Raw genomic sequence first — 21,095 nt, forward strand, 5'->3', positions numbered from 1 at the left:
GGTTTTGTGTCTTCGCGCTGCTGTCCGCTACGATGATCCTCCGTAAGAATGCTTGAGCTTTAGGCTCTGGGTTTTTGCGCGCCGCCTTAGCTCAGTCGGCAGAGCGTTTCACTCGTAATGAAAAGGTCGCGAGTTCGATTCTCGCAGGCGGCTCACCTAAAAACGGTCACTACCAGCGCAAGCGGTAGTGGCCGTTTCGCATTTCACCACTACACTATGCCCATGACGTCCATCTGGCCCAGCGCGCTGCCGCCCGCCAGCCCGGTGTGGTTCCCCTCGGTCATGGGTACGGCCATCCTGTCCTCCCTGCTCGGTCGCCAGGTCCCGGAGCATGGCTGGCTGCTGTACCCGGCAACGGCGCTGATGTTCCTCGCATTCGTCCTGCTCATCGGCCTGGGGGCCGGCTTCACGGTCAACGCTCGCCGCAACCCCGGGATGTTCGCGAACACCTGGCGGGACATGTCGATCCTCCCGACCTGGGGCACCGTCTCCATGGGCATGACCGCGACGGGCTCGGCGATCCACAACGTCGGCCCGCTGCTGCCCTTCGGGACTGCGGCGACTCCCCGCGCCGGGTTGACGGACTCCGCCCCCGCCGACTGGGTTATCGCCGTGGCCGCCACACTCTGGCTGATCGGCACCCTCATCGGCCTGTTCACCACCTTCCGGGTCGCACTGCGGCTCATGGAGAAGGGGGGCAACCACCCCGTCCCGGCTTGGGGGCTGGCGGTCGTCCCGCCGATGGTCTCCGCCACGACGGGCGCGAGCCTTGTCGACGACGTCGCTTCCGAGCAGCTCACGGTGGTCCTGGTGCTGGCGGTGACCGCGTTCTTCTTTCTGGCGCTGTTCTTCGCCGTTTTGCTGTTCACGCTGGCCTATCGCAGCCACTTCTTCTATCACCCGCTGCCGGTGGACGCCTCCATCTCCACCTGGATTCCGCTGGGCGTGGTCGGCCAGTCTATCGCCGCAGCCCAGTCCATCGCCGCCCAGGCGGAGTTCGTGATGCTGCCCTCGGCGACCCCCGCGGTCACCTGGCTCGCCCACGCCTATGGCTGGGTGGCGCTGGTCATCGGCATTCCCGTGTTGGCTTTCGCGGTGATTCGCACGATCTACGGCTTCCGGGAGCGCATGAACTTCACCCCGGGCTGGTGGGCCTTGACCTTCCCCATCGGCACCGTGGCGCTGGGCGCGGCCATGATGGCGGAGACCATGACCGGGCCGTGGCAGGTGATCCCGCGCGTCGTGGGCACCGGCAGCCTCGTTGCGTTGTGCTGCACCTGGACGTTCTGCGCAGTCGCGACCCTCACGGCGATCGTGAAGGTGCGCGCTACACGCTAGCCGGGGAGAGTTTGCCGTACAGCGCAGCCAGTTTCTTGACGTCGCCGCCCGGGACCTTGTCCAGGGCCGAGTGCGCGGCTGTCGCGCCGACCCGCAGCACCTCGTGGGCGACCAGCTGCGCGGCGGCGTGGTGGTCCCACTGTTCCTGCCGCCACTCATAGGACTCGTTGGCGCACGCATTCGTCACCGCCCGCGACTCGTTGAGCTCGTAGCGCAGCTCGCGGCGGTCCAGGATGGCGTCGTCGATCGGGCTGGTCCGTAGGCTCTCGATCATCTTTTTTATCGACGTCAGCAGGTAGGCGTAGTTGAGCTCGGCGGTCTTCTGGAGGTTATTGGGGCGGAAGAGCCAGATGGCCAGAACGGCGAGCAGGGAGGCGATCACCAGCTCTGCGCCGCGGTCCATGGCCGTCTGCCCGATCGGGGCGCTGCCCAGGCCAGCCATCATGAGCCCCAGCGGAGCGGTGAAGACCATCGCCAGCCCGTAGTTCGCGGCAATGAAAAGCTCCGTGCAGGCCATGGCCACGGCCAGCCCGAAGAGGTCCATCAGGATGCCCGGGTGCAGCTGGTAGAAGGCCAGGTACAGCAGGATGCCGATGACGGAGCCCGCGATGCGGTGGATGCAGCGCACCGTGCCCGCCATGCGATAAGGCCCCTGGCCCAGCAGCAGCATCACGGAGGTGATGGCCCAGTCCGGTCGTCCCAGGCCCAGCACCGTGGAGAGGATGGATACGCCTAGCCCCGCGAGTGCGACGCGCTGCGCGGTGACCATCGGGTGGGAGTCGCGGTGCCACTGCCGCTTTAGCTTGGCCCACGCCCCGGGGGAGGCGAGGGGGATCGTGCGCCGGTCGGAAGGGGAGTGGCGCTGCGCCTTGGCATCCGGATCGGCGGTGGCCCAGCGGTGTTGCGCGCTGAGCATGCGGTGCACGAGCTCCTCGCTCTTCGTTCCCCGAGCCTCCGGGGTGATCGCGCCGCCGTGGATGGCGCCCGCGTGGGCAAGCATCGACCAGGCGCGGTGGATCGCGCCGGCGGCGGTGAGCTTGAGGGATTCGTACTCGGCCGGTGCCTCCTTGGTCCGGGCCTCCAAGTAGTCAGCGACGGCGGCCTCGGCGTCCTCCACCGCCTTGCGTTCCGGGCCGTGCTTGTCGACCAGCCAGCCGGACATGCTGATGATGAACCCGGAGACCGCGCCGATGATCGACCAGATCAGGGTGGCTGAGAGCGAGATGGAAATCTTGTTGACCATCAGCCCGCCGGTGACGAACAACATCAAATACGGCCCCGGTGGGGTCAGGCGCAGACACATCGTCACGTAGACGCAGACCACGCACACGGCGAGGAAAAGCATCAGTGGCAGGTAGGCGATGAGCGCGCCACGCGGGTTGGCGATGACCCCGCCGATCCCTTCGGAGAAGTCCATCTGGCCGTGGGAATGGCTCCAGATGCCGAGCAGACGGAAACCTAAGGTCAGGCTGGTGAAGAGCAGCCCATAGCGCAGGAGTGATTTCCAACGCTCGCGGTAGGGCTTGTTCTCACCGTTGATGAGGAGCACAGCGCCCGCGGAGACGAGCAGCAGCTCGGCGCCGAATCCCAGAAGGTAACCGATGATGCCCGGGATCAAGATCGCCAGGGCGGCGCGGATGGCGCGGGGAACCTGGTGGCGGAAGGAGTTGAAGGTCAGCAGCATCGCCCGCATCGAGGGCGGGGAAGGAGCATCGGGGAGGGCGCGGACGCCGAAGGAGTCGGCATCCGTGCCGAAGATACGGTCGACTGAACTTTTGCCCGCTGCTGGTGGGCCCTGCCTATTCTGATCTCCCGAAACTGTCACTCAGTCGAGTCTAGCGCGCGGGTTGTGCGCGAAAATTGCAGGGTTGATGCGGCGGGTAGCCAGTGGTTTTCCTCCCGCCGTGGCCACGTTCTGCCGCGCGGGCCCCGCGCCGGGTGGCCGTCCCTCCGCGGCCACCCCGCACTGCTGGGGTTAGTCCTCCCGCCAGCGCCCCGGCTGGCCGACCGCCGGGTCGGACTCGGCCTTGGTCACCATGTCCTCATAGCGCTGCATGAGGTTTACGGAGGTGATCTCCGACGGCACCCCGAAGGCGTCCACCAGCAGCTCCGACCAGGGGCCCAGGGAGTCCACCAGGTCGTTGAGCGCGGCACGTGCCGCCTTGGTGCGGGTGCCCGTGAGCAGGTTCTGCTCCAGGTACCAGCTGCCGTTGCGGACGATGAGGTCCAGGAAGTAAACGTCGCGGACCTGCTCCATCACATCGCGGGCCGTGTCGCTGGTCAGCGTGGCCTCCGCCTCCAGCAGGGCCTCGAGGAGGATGCGGTCCACGTGGGCCCACGCGACTTCCAGCAGGTGGTCCTGCGCCCGGTCGACGACTTTCGCGGCCTTCTCCACCGGCATGTCCTTGGCCACGCGCAGGCGGCGGCCCAGGGAGACCATGAGGCGGCGCTCCCGCTCCGAAACCAGGCGCAGCTGGCTACCCGGGTCGAAGAGGGTGGCCTCCTCGCTATCGGAGAAGGTGTCCTTCAGGTTCTGGACCAGGGCATCCGCGGCGGTGCGGCGGCGCAGCAGGGTGGAGAAGTTATCCAGCCCGAAGCGGACCATCTCCAACGGGTTGAAGCTGCCGATCTCTTTGGAGAAGCCGGTCATCAGCTCCTTACCGGCCAGCTGCATCATCACCACGTTGTCGCCCTCGAAGGTGGTGAAGATATCCGAGTCTGCCTTCAGGCTGGTCAGCAGGTTCTCGGCCATGTAGCCATAGCCGCCGCAGGCCTCGCGCATCTCCTGGATGGTGTCGGTGGCGTGGGCGGTATTCGCAGCCTTTAGGGCAGCAGCGTGAGCCTCGAGCTCGCGCTGGTCGGCCTGCTCCTCCTTCGTGGCATTCACGGGGTCGACGCCGCGTGCCTCGAGGTCGTGCAGCCCGGAGATGAGCTCGTTCGTCGCCAGCTGCAGCGCGTAGGCGCGCGCCACCCGGGGGATGAGGCGCAGCCGGTGCTTGCGGTGCTGGATGAGGGTGTTTTCCGGCAGCTCATCGCTGGGTGCGAACTGTTTGCGCAGGTTGGCGTAGCGCACGCCGATGTCGAGGGCGGTACGCGCCGCAGCACCGGCGGCGGCACCCACCGTCACGCGCCCGCGAACCAGCGCGCCGAGCATGGTGAAGAAACGGCGGTTCGGGTTCTCGATCGGGGAGCTGTAGTTGCCCTCCTCATCCACGTCGGCGAAGCGGTTGAGCAGGTTCTCGCGCGGAACGCGGTAGTTCTCGAAGACCAGGGTGCCGTTGTCCACGCCCGGCAGCCCGCCCTTGTAGCCGTGATCGCCGAGGCGCACGCCCTCGACCGGGGAGCCGTCGTCCTCGCGGATGCGGGCGACGAGGCAGTGCACGCCGTGAGACTCCTCCACGCCCGGGGTGTAGAGCTGCGCGAAGACCGCGGCGAAGCGGCCGTCGCGGGCAGCGTTGCCGATGTACCACTTCTCCGAGGACGCGGTGGGGGAGTTGATGATGAACTCCTGGGTCTCCGGGTCGTAGGTCGCGGTGGTTTCGAGGTTCTGGACGTCGGAGCCGTGGCCGCGCTCCGTCATTGCGAAGCAGCCCAGCGCCCGTAGTTCGATCAGGTCCTTGACCAGGTCGTGGTGGCGTTCGGTGCCGAGGTTGCCGACCGCGCCGCCGAACAGCCCCCACTGCACGCCGGACTTCACCATCAGGGAGAGGTCAGCCATGCCGAGCATTTCGATGCTGGCCAGGGTCGTGCCAGTCGCCCCGGTGCCGCCCTGCTCCTCGCGGAATGCGCCATGCGGCAGGCCGGAGTCCAGCACGGACTGCAGCTGGGCGGTGGTTCGGGCGCGGGCCTCTTCCAGGCTCAGCCCCACCGCGGGCCGGAACTGATCGTCCTTGAGCATCTCGCGGATGGAGTCGCGCGCCTCGCCGAACTGACCGTCGAGAGCCCGCGTGAGTTCCGGGAGGATCGCCGGGTTCGGGGTGGTCGGCAGGGTGTTGGGGGCCTTGGAGCGACGGGCGATGTCGGATCCAAGCTGCTTGGTCTTTGGTGAGTTCTGTGCCATGACCCAAGGTTACGCAAAGTGGCGGGCGTCACAGCTATTTCGCGACAACTTCCTAAACCCCCCATTCCTGTAGGACCCCGTTATCCGGAGGATTACCATGGGGAGCCATGTCGCAAAGCTCTGATACCCCAACCAATCTCAACATCAACTCGCGAGGCTCGAAGTACAAGGGCTCGCGAGCGTGGCTCATGGTTGCGTTGGCGGTATTTATCGTGGCTTGGGGTGGCAACGAGTTCACTCCGATGATGGTCTTCTACCGCGGGGAGGACGTCTTCTCCCCGGTGTTCGTGGACGCCCTTCTGGCGTTCTACGCGGTGGGTATCGCCATCGGTCTGCTGGTCGCGGGGCCGCTCTCTGACCGTTATGGACGCCGCGTCGTCATGCTGCCCGCCCCGATTGTCGCGCTGATTGGGTCCATCCTCATCGCGATGGGCGAGACCAGCGAGCCGATCATCTTTACTGGTCGCATGCTCTCCGGCCTGGCGCTGGGCATGGCGATGACCGCGGGTGGTTCCTGGATCAAGGAGCTTTCCAGCCCGGCCTTCGACCCGACGGCGAAGCCGAACTCCGGGGCGAAGCGTTCCGCGATGGCCATGACCGGCGGCTTCGCGGTGGGCGCGCTGATCGCGGGCCTGCTCGCCCAGTGGGGCCCGATCCCTGGCCAGCTGCCCTACATGATTCACGTTGTCCTCTCGATCGTGACGATCGTTGGTCTGATGACGGTGCCGGAGACCCGCCAGAGCGCACACCTGAAGGTCAAGGGTTCGTTCCTGAGCGACCTGGCGTCCCCCTCCGCGAAGCACCCGCGCTTCCTGCTGGTCGTGCTTCCGCTGGCGCCGTGGGTCTTCGGCTGCACCGGCGTGGCCTATGCGATCATGCCGGCCCTGATCCAGAACTCCTATGGCAATCCGATCGCCATCACCGCGGGCATCACGGCCCTGGCGCTGGCCTTCGGCTTCGGGATTCAGCAGTTCCCGGACCTGTACTGGCGCAACCATTCCGCGTTTGGCCAGCAGGTCGGCCTGGTCATCGTGATCATCGGCATGCTGGTCGCTGCCTGGACCGCGAAGACCGTCTCCCTGGTGGGCGCGCTGATCGTCGCCGTCGTCCTGGGGCTGGGCTACGGCATCACGCTGCTGACCGGTCTGACGGAGGTGCAGCGCCTGGCCAGCCCGGACGAGCTGGGTGGTCTGACCGCGATCTACTACGTGTTCACCTACGTGGGCTTCTTCTTCCCGATGATCCTGACCCGCCTGTCCGAGTGGTTCAGCTACCCGGTCATGCTGTTCGCAGGCGTGGTGGTCGCGGTCCTGAACCTGGCCCTGATCACGGTGTTCTCCCGGAAGTTCATCCCGGCGGAGAGCTAGGCCTTTTCTTTCATGACGTCACCCGCGCCGGCCTCGGCCCGGCTGGGCCGGGTCGGTAGGCGCTGGAGCCGCCAAAGCTGGAGGGCCACGCCGACCAGCGGGCCGATACCCAGGGCGAGCACCGAGCGGAGCTCAGGGGTGGTATCCACCAGCAACAGGCCCACCGCTGCGACGGTGGCGATGGCCCAGCCGAACCAGTACAGGTCGTGGCGGCCCGCAGCGAGGGCCGCGGAACCCGTGACCATGAGTAGTGCGGTGCCGGTGGAGGCGAAGGTCAGCAGGCCGAGGGCTGCGGGGGAGACCAGGTAGGCCTCGTCGAAGAGCAAAGCCATAATCGGGCGCCCCACGAGGTAGGCAGCCACCCCGCCCACGGCGCCGATGGCGATGATCGCCAGCGCGGGTGTGGCCGCGGCGCGCAGAACCTGCTCGCGGTGTTTGGTGAAGTGCACGATCAGTGCCGGCTGGAAGCGCTGCAGGGGGACGAGCAGCGGGGCGCGGGTGAGGGTGACAGCTGTGATCGTTCCGGCGAGCACTGCGCCCGCCCCGGCGGCTCCGCCGGCGGAGCTGAGCTCCTCGCCGGTGCCGCTGGCGCCAGCGAAGTCCAGGTCGGTGGTGGCGCGCAGCAGGACGGGGAAGCCGGTGATGAGCACGGCGTTCGCCCCGGAGGCCAGCATCGCTTTCAGGCCGCGCTGCAAGAAGGCCCGGGCGGGGATGTCCGCGCGATGGCCAAGCAGCGGGCGAACCCCGGGGAGCAGCGCGAAGCCGGCCCAGGTGGCCGCGCCGATGACAGTGATGATGAAGAAGGAGACCACGCCCCAGCCCAGCCACCAAGCGAGCGCTGCGAGTAGCAGGCGGATCCCGGAGTCGATGGCGATGAGCCAGGCGAATTCCCGCCAGCGGGAGGCCGCGGAGATCAGCCCGCAGAGGATGGCCTGGAAGGCGAAACTCGCGAGCCCCGTGGCGGTGAGGATGGCGGCCCACAGGGGGTGGGCGGGGCTCACGCTGGCTGCCCACAGTGGGGCGGTGATGAGGGTGAGTAGCCCGAAGGCGAGGGCAAAACCGCCCGCCAACGCAAAGGGGCGGGCCGATCCGCGATCGGCGACCGTCTCCTGCGGTTCGGTGCCCTCGCGGTTGTGCCGGGCAGCGGTCACGCCGCGGGCGGTCTCCTGCATGAGGCCGTCGATGAGCCCGGTGAGGGCGAAGAACAGCCCCCAGAAGACCATGAAGTCCACGTAGCCTGCGGGCGGCAGGGCCTTGGAGGCGATCCAGATAACCAGGTAGCCTGCGGCGGCGACGAAGACAGTGGCGATGCTCAGTGCGCGCATGATGGCCGCACCTCCCGCCGCGCGTTAAGCCCGGCCCTCAACAGGGCCGGGCGGTGTGGGTTTTTAGTTCCCGAAAGCGTTAGTTCCCGAAAGCCTTCTTCAGGACCGGCAGGTAGTCGCGCAGGTCGTCCTGCCAGTAGCCCCACTGGTGGGTGCCGGTGTTGCGGAAGTTGAAGGTGGCGTCCTTCTTACCCAGGGAGCGCAGCTTCACGTCCAGGTCGTGGGTGCAGCCGTTGGTGGCGGCTTCGATGACGCCACCCTCCACAGCCACGGTCGTGGCCGCGGACAGGTCGCCCCTCACGCGCTCGGAGCTCAGCACGTCGTGCTTGCCAACCAACCCAGAGGCGTTGGAGACGTACAGGTTCGGCTGCTTGACCAGGTTCTTCGCGTTGACCAGGGCATCGTCGCGGAGGGCTGCCGGGGTGTGGGAACCGCCCCACATCTCGTTGACGTTGGTCCCGCCGCGGGCCAGGGTGATGTTGACGAAGGCCGGGGCCAGACCCTTGGTGGTCGACGCGCAGCCGGAGAAGGAGCCGACGGAGTCATAGAAATCCTGGTTATGTGCGGCCAGGTTCAGCGAGGAGGTGGCGGACATGGACATGCCCGCGATGGCGCGCTTGCCGTTGGCCTGCAGTTCCTTCTCGATGGTCTGCGGCAGCTCCTTGGTCAGGAAGGTCTCCCACATCGGCTTGTAGCCAACCTTGCTGTACTTGTGCACCCAGTCGGTGTAGTAGCTGAACGCGCCAGACATCGGGATGACGATGTTGGCGTTGAGGTTCTTGCCGTAGTAATCGATGATGTCCGACTGGTTGATCCAGTTCGCCCGGCCCTCGCCGCCGTCGGCGCCATTGAGCATGTACAGGGTTGGTAGGCCGGCGGTCTCGCCCAGCTTCTTACCCTTCGGGCCGATGACGACCAGCGGGATCTCCAGGCCACCCATGGCCGGGGAGGTCGCGGTGGCATAGGTGACGTTGTGTCCCGCGCGCTTCAGCTCCTTAACCTGGTTGACCCAGCGACCGTTGGTGCTCGGGTTCACGGTCCCCGGCAGCTTGTCCCAGTACAGCTCCGCAGCCTTCGCATTGCCGGCGACGGCCTGGGCGCTCACCGGAGCGGCCGAGGCAGAGGATGCGGTGTGGGTGGCCATGGACAGTGGCATGAGGGCCGCGAGGGATGCGGCGAGGCCACGGGCGAGGTACTTCTTCATCGAATTGTCCTTCGTGTATCAGCTGTGGTGATCGGCGGTTTTCTGTCCCCGGTCCGACCAGCGGCTGGGAATCTACCAGCTAGATAGTAGCCATGATTATGAGACAAGGGAAAGTAAATGCCAGCTTTTCTTAGTATTTTTGCCCATAAAGCTGCTAGAACTAATGCAGGAAGTGGACAGGCCGTTCCCATTCCTCTGGCATCGCAGCACGTGAAAGCCAAGAAACTTCAGATTTTTCCCTCGGATATTTTAAGGACCACCAGACATGCAGTTCATCGACCAGATCATCCTCGTCATCACCGACTTCCTGGGTGGATTCGGCCACGGCAGCGCGGACGCTTTCTCGAACCTGAAGCTGGCTCTGGGCTCTATTTAGCTATAAGGTTGGGGCCGTGGCTGAACATTATGACGTAGTAGTAATCGGTGCAGGCCCTGGCGGGTACGTCGCCGCAATTCGCGCGGCGCAGCTGGGCCTCAAGACCGCAGTTGTCGAGAAGCAGTACTGGGGTGGCGTGTGCCTCAACGTGGGTTGTATCCCCTCGAAGGCTCTGATCCGTAACGCGGAGCTGGCGCACACCATCACCAAGGAAGCGAAGACGTTCGGAATTACCGGCGATAACATCTCCATGGACTTCGGTGCAGCGCACAAGCGTTCCCGCAAGGTCTCTTCTTCCATCGTCAAGGGTGTTCACTACCTGATGAAGAAGAACAAGATCCAGGAGATCAACGGTCGCGGCGAGTTCGTCTCCGACAAGGAGATCTCCATCGTCGACGGCGACGATAAGGGCAAGAAGATCACCTTCGATAACGCCATCATCGCCACCGGCTCGGTCGTTAAGTCCCTGCCGGGCGTTGAGATCGGCGGCAACATCGTCTCCTACGAGGAGCAGATCCTCGACGAGAACGCCCCGAAGTCCATGGTCATCATCGGTGCCGGCGCCATCGGCATGGAGTTCGCCTACGTGCTCTCCAACTTCGGCGTGGACATCACCGTCGTCGAGTTCATGGACCGCGTCCTGCCGAACGAGGACAAGGACGTCTCCCGCGAGATCGCGAAGCAGTACAAGCGCCTCGGCGTGAACCTCAAGACCGGTCACAAGACCACCGAGGTTCGTGACCTGGGCGAGGGCAAGGGCGTCGAGGTGGACATCGAGTCCGCCGACGGCAAGAAGTCCGAAACCCTCAAGGCGGACCGCGTCATGGTCTCCATCGGCTTCGCCCCGCGTACCGAGGGCCTCGGCCTGGACAAGGCCGGCGTCGAGCTGGGCGAGCGCGGCGAGATCGTCATCGACGAGCGCATGCGCACCTCCGCGAAGAACATCTACGCAATCGGCGACGTCACTGCGAAGCTGCAGCTGGCCCACGTCGCTGAGGCGCAGGGCGTTGTCGCGGCAGAGACCATCGCTGGCGCGGAGACCCAGGAGCTGGGCGATTACCAGATGATGCCGCGCGCTACCTTCTGCAACCCGCAGGTCGCATCCTTCGGTTACACCGAGGAAGCAGCCCGCAAGAAGGCAGAGGAGGACGGCCGCGAGATCAAGGTCGCGACCTTCCCGTACACCGCCAACGGCAAGGCTCAGGGCCTCGGCAACGCAGTGGGCTTCGTCAAGCTCATCGCGGACGCAGAGTTTGGCGAGCTGCTCGGCGGTCACATGGTCGGCCCGGACGTCTCCGAGCTCCTGCCGGAGCTCACCCTGGCGCAGCGTTTCGACCTCACCGCGGACGAGATCTCCCGCAACGTGCACACGCACCCGACCCTGTCTGAGGCCATGAAGGAAGCCGCCCACGGTATCGGCGGCCACATGATCAACCTCTAACAGGTCCCCGGGGTGCAAACGCGCCCCAACCGGTCGGGCACAGCGCCCGCCGGCAAGTTCTACAGCGCGCCCCCGAACTCGACATTGTCGCCGGTTCGGGGGCGCGCTTTGCCGTGCTTAGACCAGTCCCCGTAAAATCCACCCCACCCAGCGCAAATACCGGTGATCTGGCGCAGCACGGATGCGCTGCGGGCAGTCCACAATCCCCCCCTGAGACAAGGAAAAACGAATCACCCATGACCACCCGCATCGGCATCGTGGCAGACCCCGGTCTGCCCGAACGGCGCGCTAAAGCGCTCTTCGCCGATCTCCAAGCAGCAGCCAAGGACCACCGCACCGGGGAGCCCGCCGAACTCTACTTGCGCATCGGCTCCTTCCCGATGAGCTCCCGTGGAACCGTGGAGCTGCACGACAACACCAACGACGTGCTCGAGAAGTACCAGTGGGACCGGCTGATCTACCTCACCGACCTGCCGCTCAGCACCCGCCGGCCGGTGATCAGCCAGTGCGTCCAGAACGGCAAAGCCACCATGCTCTGCCTCCCCGCCTTCGGACTGCTGCGCGCGAAGCTCGGCCTGAAACAAGAGATGACCCGACTGGTGCAGGGCAAGATGGCCGGTGCGGGCGTGCCCGAAGAGAACATCGACGGATACGAGGACATCGCGGGCGGCGACGTCCGAGCGGATACCACCCGCGTGCTGGAGGGCCGCGGCCGCACCCTCCGCCTGCTGCTCGGCATGATCCGCTGCAACCGGCCGGTGGCCCTGCTGCGGGCGCTCTCCGGGTCCATCGCCCTGGGCGTGGCCAGTGGCGCCTTCGGCGTGTTCTTCGGTTCGATCTGGCTGATGAGCTCTCTGATGCCGATCTGGCGGCTGATCCTCATCAGCATGCTCGCGATCTGTGGGATGACCTTCTGGCTGATCTACAACAACAGCTTGTGGAACCCCCGCTCCTCGAAGTTGCACTACGACTCGGTGGGGTGGTGGCGCGCCCGGTGGGATAACTACGCCACCCTGGTCACCGTGGCGATCTCCTCGCTGCTGATGTACCTGCTCCTCATCGGGGTGCTGCTGATGTTGGCGGTGGCGATTGTGCCGGTGAAGTATTTCAGCCTGCAGATTGGCCACCCGGTGCAGCCCTGGAACTATCTGCTCTTGGCGTGGTTCGCCGCCTCGCTCGGCATGATCGCCGGTGCACTTGGCTCCGGCTTCGACTCGGAGGAGGCGATCCAGCAGGCCACCTATAACCGCCGCGAGCTGGAACGCCGCGCCCAGATCGGGCTGTTCGACCGCGAGGAGCCGGGCTTCGGCTACTACAACACCGATACCTCGCTCGACATGACACCGCCCCGCCACTAGCCATGCGGCGGAGCTAGCCGCATGACGGCAACGTCTCGGCACAGCCCACGTCTGCGCCCACGCCCCGCGCCCGAAAGCCGCTAGTACGGCGAGACCGAGGAGCGGTGGGCGTCGATGTCCACCTGCCGGTCGATCGGCGGGAACGCGCGCTGCGGGCAGGTCATCCTCGGGCACAGGCGGCAGCCGGAGCCGATCGGGGTTGCCGCGGAGGTGTCCTCCAGGTCGAGGCCATCGGCGTACACGGTGCGCTGCGCGTGGCGGAGCTCGCAGCCCAGGCCGATGGCGAACATCTTCCCCGGGTTCCCCCACGCCGAGCGGTGGTGATTCACCGTTCGTGCGACCCACAGGTAGGTGCGACCGTCCGGCATCTGGGCGATCTGCCGCATGATCTTGCCCGGGTAGCTGAAGGTCTCGTAGACATTCCACAGCGGGCAGGTGCCACCCGAGCCGGAGAGGTGCAGGCCAGAGGCGCTCTGCCGCTTGGACATATTCCCCGCCCGGTCCACCCGCACGAAGGTGAAGGGCACCCCACGCAGGCTGGGGCGCTGCAGGGTGGACAGGCGGTGGCAGACCGTCTCATAGCCCACCCCGTACTCGCGCATGAGGAACTCCAGGTCATAGCGGGATTCCTCGGCGGAGGCGTGGAACTGCCCATAGGGCATCAGCAGGGCCGCCGCCCAGTAGGTGGCCAAGCCGCGGGAGGCCAGCCGACGGGAGGCATCGGAGGTGAAGTTGCCCAGCTCCACGAGGGAGCGGATGGTCGGGCCCGCCTCCAGGTAGGCCAGCTCGGTGGCCAGGCGGAAGGCGATCTGGCCGGGGCGCATCATCGCGGAGACGTACAGCCGCTTCGTCTCCGGGTCGAAGCTGTGCTGCGTGTCCCCCATGTCTCGGGAGTAGGTGACCGTCACGTTGTGCTTATCCGTGAGTCGGTCGACGAGGATCGCCTCTGCGTGGCGGATCTGCGTGGCCCCGAGGTTCAGCTTTTTGGCGAGCTTCTCAGCCTGCACGTCCAGGACGTCCACGTAGTTCTGTCGGGCGTAGAAGTAGTCCCGGACCTCCTCGTGCGGCATGGAGAAGGCCTCCGGCCCGGAGGCGCGTCCGAAGAGCTCGCCACGAGGGGTGATGGACAGCACCGCAGAGCCCTGCAGTCGCTCCTCGGTGGCCAGCGTGAGCTTGTCAGAGACGTTTCGGTAGCGGCTGTGCATGTCCACCATGGCGCGGGCGATCGCGGGGTGGTGGCGCACCAGCTCGGCCAATTCGGTGACGTCCACCGGAGTGGGCCAGATATCGCGATCGGCCATGACGTCCTGAACCTCGGCGAGCAGACGGAGGGAGTCCTCGTTGGCGAAGAAGGTGGCGTCCACGCCGAAGGCCCTGGTGATCTTCTGCAGCACAGCCAGGGTCAGGGGGCGCTGATCGTGCTCGATCTGGTTGACGTAGCTCGCGGACAGCCCCAGGGTCGTGGCGAGCTGGGCCTGCGAGATATCCCGCTCCTTGCGCAGTTGCCGCAGCCGGGAACCCACGAAGTTCCGGTTCGTCTCGTCCGGCGTGCGGGGGCTCTGGGAAGCTCGGGCACCCTGGGTGCTCCGGACGCCCCGGGAGCCGGGGGACGGTGCGTCTGCCATGCTGAACCTTTCTTCGTTGCGGAGGCGTTGTGTGGCGGGGCGTTCCCCGGGCACGTTCCTGCTGAATATCTCGCCCGCGGCTGGTGCTGCCTACTCCACGGATAGTCCACGGTTGGGGTGGCGCAGGTTGTAGCTGACCACCTTGTCCTCCCGGTCGCCGCTGACCCAACGCCTGGAACTCTCGGAGGAAATACTCATCACCAGCACCAGCGCGACCGCCACCATGAAGAGGTTGCTGGCCACGTGGCGTTCGGAGGTGCCGGCGGCGAGCAAGTCGCCGATGGAGATCAACGTGATCGTCACCATCAACAGCACCCGTGCCCACCGGATGCGCATGAAGGTCAGCACCAGGAACACGAGCGCTGCCAGCGCCCCGATGAAGTGCCCGTAAAGCACCCAGGTCTGCTTCAGCGAGCCAGTGACCCAGCCGATATTCGCCAGCTGGGTGCCGGAGAGCCAGGCGGTGTAAATCGCCACGATGGCGGTCAGCGCACCGACGATATTCATCTCAGCCGGTGGCAGCTCCTTGTCCCGCTTACGGCTGGCCTCTGACTCCTCCTTGCGCGCCTGCACACCTTCGCGCACTTCGGGAACGTCAGCGAGCCTTTCGGCCGCGCCGGTGACGTCGACAATCGGAAGGTCACCATCCGTGACGATCTTGTCCCCGCCGCCGTTGTGGCAGATATACGGCGAGGAGAAGTCCGGCAGCACCTTGACGGTGATCTTTGGGTCGACGTACTGCAGGGTGCCGATGAGGTAGTCGCGTTCGGCGTCCGTGTCCTCGTCGATCTTGTGGGTGATCTGGCCGGTGAAGCTGGACAGCCCCACGCCCCGGTCGTAGGTTGCGCCGGCCATCCAGGCGACCTTCTCCCCGCCGGGCAGCGCCCAATCATCCGGGGTGCGCCACAGCCGCACGTGGTGGCGCTTGGATGCACTGCCGGAATCCTCCTGCTGATAGGCGAAGGCCTGCGAGCGCTTGAAAATCACCAGCGGGCTGACCGGTGCCGCCGGGTAGGACTTCCGGAACACGCTGGATACGGCAATCTTCCAGCTGGAACGCAGCGTGATCTTGTCTGCCTTCGTCCAACCCGCGGCCAGCAGCACCGCGTGGATGTCCTCCTCCGAGCCGTGCAGCGCAATATTCACTGGATCGCCCAGCAGCCCATCGGAGGTGCGCGCGCGGGACACGAAATAATCCGGCACGTAGACGAAGGTGAATAGCTGGTGCATGCGCGGCAGCGAGAGGTACGCGAGCACGAGGAACCACCAGATCACCCAGATCAGGCTCTTGGTTTCCATGTTGAAGCCGTTGAGGATCATCAGCGCCAGGTACCAGGCGGTCAGGGCGAGGGTGACGATGATGAAGAAGGCGTCGATAGCGGTGTAGACGGAGAGCTTGCGCTGCCCCTTCGTCGTATCGTTTTTCGGCTGATACTCCGGGTACTCTTCCGGCACCGGGTAGGGGTTGTCTGCGTCGCTGATTCGCGTCAGCTTCTGCCCGCCTGCCTGTTCTTTTTCCTGCTGGCTGGCCTGCTGCTGCGCCATCTTGTGGTCCTTCCTTCTCCGCCCCAGGGGCGCTCTTTAGTTTTAGGACGTCAACCTCGTCCCGGCGCCCGGCCTGCCGGTAGGGATTCGGCAGGGTGATGGTGGATATGAGTGTAGCGGGGAGGGCTGGATTTTCAGGCTCGGGATAGCGAAACCCCCGGTGCGCTGTCGCGCGCACCGGGGGAAATGAGCCGATGACGGGAATCGAACCCGCGTATTCAGCTTGGGAAGCTGACATTCTACCATTGAATTACATCGGCAAATGTGTCCTGGACACTAGCGATTAAGTATAGGGCACGCGCCGGGGAGCAGCCAAAAGGCCAGGCCGTTAGCGTCGCGTCCGTCGCTGCACGGTGGTCAATGTCGAGTGTCACTCGGTGGCCAATGTCGACTGTCACGCGGTGGCCCAATCAGAGCCCCGCTCAGTGGTGTGGGGGTTCGGCGCGGGTTGCTCGGTTAGACTGGGAGACGTGCTTCTTTCAGATCGTGACCTCCGTTCAGAAATCGCCGCCGGCCAGCTCGGCATCGAGCCCTTTGATGCCTCGATGGTGCAGCCCTCTTCCGTGGACGTGCGGCTGGATAGCTTGTTCCGGGTGTTCAATAACTCCCGCTACACCCACATCGACCCGAAGCTGCCACAGGAGGAGCTCACCACTCTCGTGGAGGTGGAAGGCGAGGAGCCCTTCATCCTGCACCCAGGCGAGTTTGTGCTCGGCGCGACCCTCGAGAAGTTCACGATCCCCAATCACCTGGCAGGCCGCCTGGAGGGCAAGTCCTCGCTGGGGCGCCTGGGGCTGCTGACCCACTCCACCGCGGGCTTCATCGACCCGGGTTTCTCCGGTCACATCACCCTGGAGCTGTCCAATACCTCGAACCTGCCGATCGCCCTGTACCCGGGGATGAAGGTCGGCCAGTTGGCTATTTTCAAGCTCTCCAGCCCGGCCGAGAATCCGTATGGTTCGGGTGCGGTGGGCTCGAAGTACCAGGGCCAGCGCGGGCCGACCCCGTCGAAGGCTTATCTGAACTTCCGCAACTAGCTGCCCCGACCCGGCGCCGCTGACGCGCTGCCCGTCACGAAAAACAATCCGTGCGTATTGTGTGGGGCATGCGGATGACTGTTGTCGGCACCGGCTACTTGGGAGCAACACACGCAGCGTGCATGGCCGAGCTCGGCCATGACGTGCTGGGGGTGGATACCGATCCAGCGAAAGTCGAAAGGCTCAACGCTGGCAAATCCCCGTTCTACGAACCGGGGTTAAAGAAACTTTTGAAGCGGGGGGTCAGCGCAGGAAAACTGCGCTTCACCACCGACCCGGCGGAAGCCGCCGAGTTCGCCAAGACTCACTTTCTCTGCGTCGGCACCCCGCAACAGGCCGGGGGAGCGGGTGCCGACCTGAGCCAGATCTACGCCGTCGTCGACGCCCTGGCCCCGCTACTGCGCGGCGACCATGTCCTGCTGGGTAAGTCCACCGTCCCCGTCGGGACCACCCCGGTGCTGCAGGAACGGATGGACCGGCTCATCCAGGGCGCGACGGCGCAGGCAGCGACCAAGAAGGCGGACAGCAAGAAGGGCTCGAAGGGCAAGAAGAATGCCGCCCCGGCCGCGCGCTGCACCGTCGCGTGGAACCCCGAGTTCCTCCGCGAATCCACGGCCGTGGACGACACCCTGCACCCTGACCGTATCGTCGTCGGGGCGCGGGACGAGGACCGCGAGGAGATCGAAAAGCTCGTCCGGGAGATCTACGCCGAACCGCTGGCCGAGGGCTCGCCGCTGATGATGATGGACCCCGCCACCGCGGAGCTGGTGAAGACGAGCGCGAACTCCTTCCTCGCCACCAAGATCAGCTTCATCAACGCGGTCGCCGACCTCTGCGACGCCTCCGGCGGGGACGTCACCGCGTTGGCTGCCGCCTTGGGCGCGGACCGTCGCATCGGCAAGTCCTTCCTCCACGCCGGCCTCGGGTTCGGCGGTGGCTGCCTGCCGAAGGACGTCCGTGCGTTCATGACCACCGCCGAAGAGCTCGGCGCGACCGGGGCCAGCGGCCTGCTGAGCCAGGTGGACGCGATCAACAACTCCCGCCGCGACAAGGTGGAGCACATGGCCCACGAGGTCTTCGGCGGGGACGTCACCGGCCGGAGCATCACCGTGCTGGGTGCCGCCTTCAAGCCCCGCAGCGACGATGTGCGCGAGGCGCCGGGCGTGGACATCGCTATGCGGCTCTACCAGGCCGGGGCGCATGTGCGCATCTACGACCCGAAGGCGAAGAAGACCGCCCGCCTCGCAGCCCCCGAGCTGCAGCACGCTCCCACGCTTCCCGAGGCTCTGCAGGGTGCGGAGCTGGTGATCGTGGCCACCGAGTGGCCGAAGTTCCGCCGGTTGAAGCCAGCCGAGGCGCTGGAGGCCGTGCAGGCCGGTCCTGCCCCCGGGGCGGGAGTCGCGCCGGGAGAGAAGAAGAAAAAGAAGGCGCCCACCGTCATCGATGGGCGCAATTGCCTGGACCAGCAAGCCTGGGAGGACGCCGGCTGGCGTGTGCTGGCGCTCGGCCGTAGTCGCACGCTCGACTAGAGCCGCAGCACGGGGCGGGGCTGCGCTCCGGTCGCCCGGCGTTGGCCCCGTCAGGCAGCGCGGGCCGCGGGCGGCCCCAGTTGCTACTGGCGGTAGCTGGCTAGGAAGTTACCCAGCCGCTCGATGGCGTCCTTGATATCGCGAGCCCACGGCAGCGTGACCATGCGGAAGTGATCGGGGGTCGGCCAGTTGAAGCCCGTTCCCTGTACCAGGTGAATCTTCTCTGCGCGGAGCAGGTCGAACATCAGCTTCTCGTCGTCGTGGATCTCGTGGACGTTCGGGTCCAGCTTCGGGAAGGCGTACAGCGCACCCATCGGCTTCACGCAGCTCACGCCGGGGATCTCGTTGAGCTTCTCCCACGCCATGTTGCGCTGCTCCAGCAGGCGGCCACCCGGCAGCACGAGGTCGTCGATGGACTGGCGGCCGGAGATCGCCACCTGGATGGCGTGCTGGGCCGGAACATTCGGGCACAACCGCGTCCCGGCGAGCATCGTCAGACCCTCCAGGAAGCCCTCCGCATGCCCCTTCGGGCCCGTGATGACCAACCAGCCGGAGCGGTAACCAGCGACCCGGTAGGCCTTGGAGAGGCCGTTGAAGGTCAGGCACAGCAGATCCGGGCAGAGGCTCGCGATGTTGATGTGCTTGGCGTCGTCGTAGAGGATCTTGTCGTAGATCTCGTCGGCCAGGATGAGCAGGGAGTGCTCGCGGGCCACGTCCACGATCTGCTGCAGGATCTCCTTGGAATACACCGCGCCGGTCGGGTTATTCGGGTTGATCACCACGATGGCCTTGGTGCGCTCGGTGACCTTGGAGCGGATGTCCTCGATGGAGGGGTTCCAGTTGTCCTCCTCGTCGCACAGGTAGTGCACCGGCTTACCGCCGGACAGGGACGTCGACGCCGTCCACAGCGGGTAGTCCGGGGACGGGATGAGGACCTCGTCGCCGTCGTCGAGCAGGGCCTGCATCGTCATCGTGATCAGCTCGGACACACCGTTACCGAGGAAGACGTCCTCGACGTCGAACTCCGGGAAGCCGGGGATGACCTCGTAGCGGGCGACGATCGCGCGGCGGGCGGAGATGATGCCCTTGGAGGTGGAGTAACCCTGAGCGTGTGGCAGAGCGGAGATCATGTCGCGCATGATCACATCCGGGGCCTCGAAGCCGAACTCGGCGGGGTTTCCGGTGTTCAGCTTGAGGATCCGGTGGCCGTCGGCGGCCATGCGCTCGGCCTCCGCGTTGACTGGGCCGCGGATCTCGTAGAGAACGTTAGCCAGCTTCGAGGACTGGTTCAGGTGGCGCAATTCGCTGGGGCGTAGGGGCTTACTCATTCTTTAAACCTTGCCAGGGTGGCAAGCGTTTCGCCAGCATTTCGGCTAGTTCCGTCCGCCGTTTCCGGTTTCCGTGCCGCCGTTGTTCCCGCCACCGCGGTTGCCGCCGCCGGTGCCGCCGTCGCCGTCCGTGAGTTGGTCGATGACGTCGCCGGGGTCAGGTACGACGCCCTCGTTTCCGCCGTTATTGCCGCCGCCGGGGTTCGGTTTCGGCTCGGGGGTGCCGTTATCGCCCTGGGTTGGTGGCTTCGGGGTGTTCGAGGAGGGCTTGCGCTTCGAGCTTGGGGCCTTGCTCGAGGTCTCCTCGGAAAGCTCCGTGCTGGTCTCCTCCGGCTCCGGGGCGGGCTCGTAGTAGCCGGGGTCGACGTACCCCGGGTCCACGTAGCCGGCGTTGGGTGCGCCGGCGTTCGGATCGCGCTCGTACTTGCTGGTGGTGGTTGCCGCCGGGCGGGACGGGGTGATCGTGCCGGTGGGGGACTCGTTGGCCTCCGCGGTGGTCTTGGCCTTGCCCATGAAGAGGATCCCGAAGGCGATGGCGGCGACGACCGCCACCGTAAGGATGATCGCCATCCAGCCCCAGGTGGGGAGCTTGCCCATGGGGGACTTCATGTCCGAGGCGAGGTTTTCGCGCCAGGGGCGGTCGTCCTCGTCCAGTTCCTCGGGGTTCTGGTCGGTGTCCGTGGCGTCCGCGTCTGTTGCCTCGGGGGAGTCGCCTGCGTCGGGGGAGGCTGCGGTATCGGCGTTCGCGTCCTCGCGCTCGACAGTGGTGCCGTTGTTCGGGTCGGTGTCGGCATCGCCCTGCGTGCTGTCCTGCGGGGTGTTTTCCGTTGGCTCATGCGGTGCTGGGGTGGCGCCGTCGGTCGTGGCCTCAGACATCTCCGCGTCAGTTGCGGGCGTGCTTGACCGTGCGACGTCTCGCTCAGAGTTGCCGGGGGTCGTCATTAGCTCGCCTTCTTACGTAGGGGGGGGCGGCGGGGGTTAGGAATGAAGTTTATGTTCTCCGATTCAGTGCTGACAATCGTGCAGGTAGGTCGCTTATCGGCGAGGTAGCGAAAAACTCCAAATGTTACTGGTGTTACCCGTGTGACTTCTTTCCTGCTTGATGTAAGGTACGAGAATGCTGAAAAACCTTAGAGCTCGCCGTGGGTTCAAGCGCGCCGCCGTCGTCGCTTTTAGCGGGCTACTGGTGCTAGGCTTGGGCCTGGGGGAACTGCCCACCACACCAAAGGCTGAGAGAGTGTCCGATTCTTTGTGTGCGGGGGCTTGGTTTACAAGTAGTCCGCGAATCGGTCGGGGTATGCCACAGCTAGTTGGTTGATGGCTTGTTTCCACCCGGTGGCTTTCGCCCCTTCAACATAGCCGTTGCATTCGATGTCGCGCTTTGCTTTCTTCGCTCGCTGGGCAGCGCGCTTGTCCTCGATGTTGCAGATCATCAACCACAGCGTTTTCAGCGCCGCGGTGTCGTTCGGGAATTGCCCGCGGTTACGGGTAGCTTTACGCAGTTTAAGCGTTGAGCGACTCGATTGAAGGTGCTGTTGCAAAGTTCGGGCGACAGGAAGACC

At 65.6% G+C, this 21,095-nt stretch carries 14 protein-coding genes, 2 tRNA genes and 1 pseudogene; 7 read left to right on the plus strand and 10 right to left on the minus strand.

Annotated elements, in window-relative coordinates; translation table 11 throughout:
- Nucleotides 1-80: 80 nt before the first annotated feature.
- Nucleotides 81-153: transfer RNA gene (locus HMPREF3088_RS00400), tRNA-Thr, on the plus strand.
- A gap of 69 nt (nucleotides 154-222) precedes the next feature.
- Nucleotides 223-1,338, plus strand: a complete 1,116-nt coding sequence (locus HMPREF3088_RS00405) for an SLAC1 family transporter (protein WP_168167030.1) — start codon at nucleotides 223-225, stop codon at nucleotides 1,336-1,338.
- Here the strand turns inward: HMPREF3088_RS00405 and HMPREF3088_RS00410 are convergent.
- Entirely contained in the window at nucleotides 1,328-3,163 is a 1,836-nt protein-coding gene (locus tag HMPREF3088_RS00410) for an FUSC family protein (protein ID WP_070757539.1), read from the minus strand. The two genes, HMPREF3088_RS00405 and HMPREF3088_RS00410, sit on opposite strands and share 11 nt — an antisense overlap.
- Nucleotides 3,164-3,313: 150 nt before the next feature.
- The gene (locus HMPREF3088_RS00415) at nucleotides 3,314-5,398 is read right to left on the minus strand and encodes an acyl-CoA dehydrogenase family protein (protein ID WP_070757542.1); all 2,085 of its coding nucleotides are present in this window, start codon (nucleotides 5,396-5,398) and stop codon (nucleotides 3,314-3,316) included.
- A 107-nt stretch (nucleotides 5,399-5,505) separates the two neighbouring features.
- On the opposite strand from HMPREF3088_RS00415, the gene HMPREF3088_RS00420 reads away from it, so the two are divergent.
- Complete coding sequence (locus tag HMPREF3088_RS00420; protein ID WP_070757544.1) at nucleotides 5,506-6,765, plus strand: MFS transporter; 1,260 nt, start codon at nucleotides 5,506-5,508, stop codon at nucleotides 6,763-6,765.
- Here the strand turns inward: HMPREF3088_RS00420 and HMPREF3088_RS00425 are convergent.
- Together HMPREF3088_RS00425 and HMPREF3088_RS00430 are read right to left on the minus strand one after the other, a co-directional pair.
- On the minus strand, nucleotides 6,762-8,090 hold the full coding sequence (locus HMPREF3088_RS00425; RefSeq protein ID WP_070757545.1) for a polysaccharide biosynthesis protein: 1,329 nt from the start codon (nucleotides 8,088-8,090) through the stop codon (nucleotides 6,762-6,764). The genes HMPREF3088_RS00420 and HMPREF3088_RS00425 overlap by 4 nt on opposite strands.
- 79 nt (nucleotides 8,091-8,169) lie before the next feature.
- On the minus strand, nucleotides 8,170-9,294 hold the full coding sequence (locus tag HMPREF3088_RS00430; RefSeq protein WP_070757547.1) for an alpha/beta hydrolase: 1,125 nt from the start codon (nucleotides 9,292-9,294) through the stop codon (nucleotides 8,170-8,172).
- A 392-nt stretch (nucleotides 9,295-9,686) separates the two neighbouring features.
- On the opposite strand from HMPREF3088_RS00430, the gene lpdA reads away from it, so the two are divergent.
- Nucleotides 9,687-11,111: a dihydrolipoyl dehydrogenase gene (gene lpdA / locus HMPREF3088_RS00435; RefSeq protein ID WP_012361075.1), complete on the plus strand. Its 1,425-nt coding sequence runs from the start codon at nucleotides 9,687-9,689 to the stop codon at nucleotides 11,109-11,111.
- Between the two features lie 236 nt (nucleotides 11,112-11,347).
- On the plus strand, nucleotides 11,348-12,469 hold the full coding sequence (locus HMPREF3088_RS00440) for a hypothetical protein (protein ID WP_246817957.1): 1,122 nt from the start codon (nucleotides 11,348-11,350) through the stop codon (nucleotides 12,467-12,469).
- Between the two features lie 80 nt (nucleotides 12,470-12,549).
- Here HMPREF3088_RS00440 and ramB read toward each other — a convergent pair whose 3' ends face one another.
- From ramB to HMPREF3088_RS00455, 3 genes are all read right to left on the minus strand, one after another.
- Nucleotides 12,550-14,094, minus strand: coding sequence for an acetate metabolism transcriptional regulator RamB (gene ramB / locus HMPREF3088_RS00445; protein ID WP_246817958.1), 1,545 nt, complete (start codon nucleotides 14,092-14,094; stop codon nucleotides 12,550-12,552).
- A gap of 90 nt (nucleotides 14,095-14,184) precedes the next feature.
- Nucleotides 14,185-15,639: an LssY C-terminal domain-containing protein gene (locus tag HMPREF3088_RS00450; RefSeq protein WP_070757551.1), complete on the minus strand. Its 1,455-nt coding sequence runs from the start codon at nucleotides 15,637-15,639 to the stop codon at nucleotides 14,185-14,187.
- Nucleotides 15,640-15,828: 189 nt separating this feature from the next.
- Nucleotides 15,829-15,899, minus strand: a tRNA-Gly gene (locus HMPREF3088_RS00455).
- Nucleotides 15,900-16,109: 210 nt separating this feature from the next.
- On the opposite strand from HMPREF3088_RS00455, the gene dcd reads away from it, so the two are divergent.
- Both dcd and HMPREF3088_RS00465 read left to right on the plus strand, forming a co-directional pair.
- Nucleotides 16,110-16,676, plus strand: coding sequence for a dCTP deaminase (dcd, locus tag HMPREF3088_RS00460; protein ID WP_070757553.1), 567 nt, complete (start codon nucleotides 16,110-16,112; stop codon nucleotides 16,674-16,676).
- 74 nt (nucleotides 16,677-16,750) lie between these two features.
- Nucleotides 16,751-18,205, plus strand: a complete 1,455-nt coding sequence (locus HMPREF3088_RS00465; protein WP_070757555.1) for a UDP-glucose dehydrogenase family protein — start codon at nucleotides 16,751-16,753, stop codon at nucleotides 18,203-18,205.
- An 83-nt stretch (nucleotides 18,206-18,288) separates the two neighbouring features.
- Here the strand turns inward: HMPREF3088_RS00465 and HMPREF3088_RS00470 are convergent, their stop codons facing one another.
- The 3 genes and pseudogenes from HMPREF3088_RS00470 to HMPREF3088_RS10030 all read right to left on the minus strand — a co-directional run.
- Complete coding sequence (locus HMPREF3088_RS00470; RefSeq protein WP_070757557.1) at nucleotides 18,289-19,533, minus strand: pyridoxal phosphate-dependent aminotransferase; 1,245 nt, start codon at nucleotides 19,531-19,533, stop codon at nucleotides 18,289-18,291.
- Nucleotides 19,534-19,578: 45 nt separating this feature from the next.
- A complete protein-coding gene (locus HMPREF3088_RS00475; RefSeq protein ID WP_070757559.1) occupies nucleotides 19,579-20,475 on the minus strand; it encodes a hypothetical protein in 897 nt (298 codons plus the stop codon).
- A 326-nt stretch (nucleotides 20,476-20,801) separates the two neighbouring features.
- A pseudogene (locus HMPREF3088_RS10030) lies at nucleotides 20,802-21,095 on the minus strand (transposase); the annotation flags it as partial.

Source organism: Corynebacterium sp. HMSC22B11, from assembly GCF_001815965.1.
GTDB lineage: Bacteria > Actinomycetota > Actinomycetes > Mycobacteriales > Mycobacteriaceae > Corynebacterium.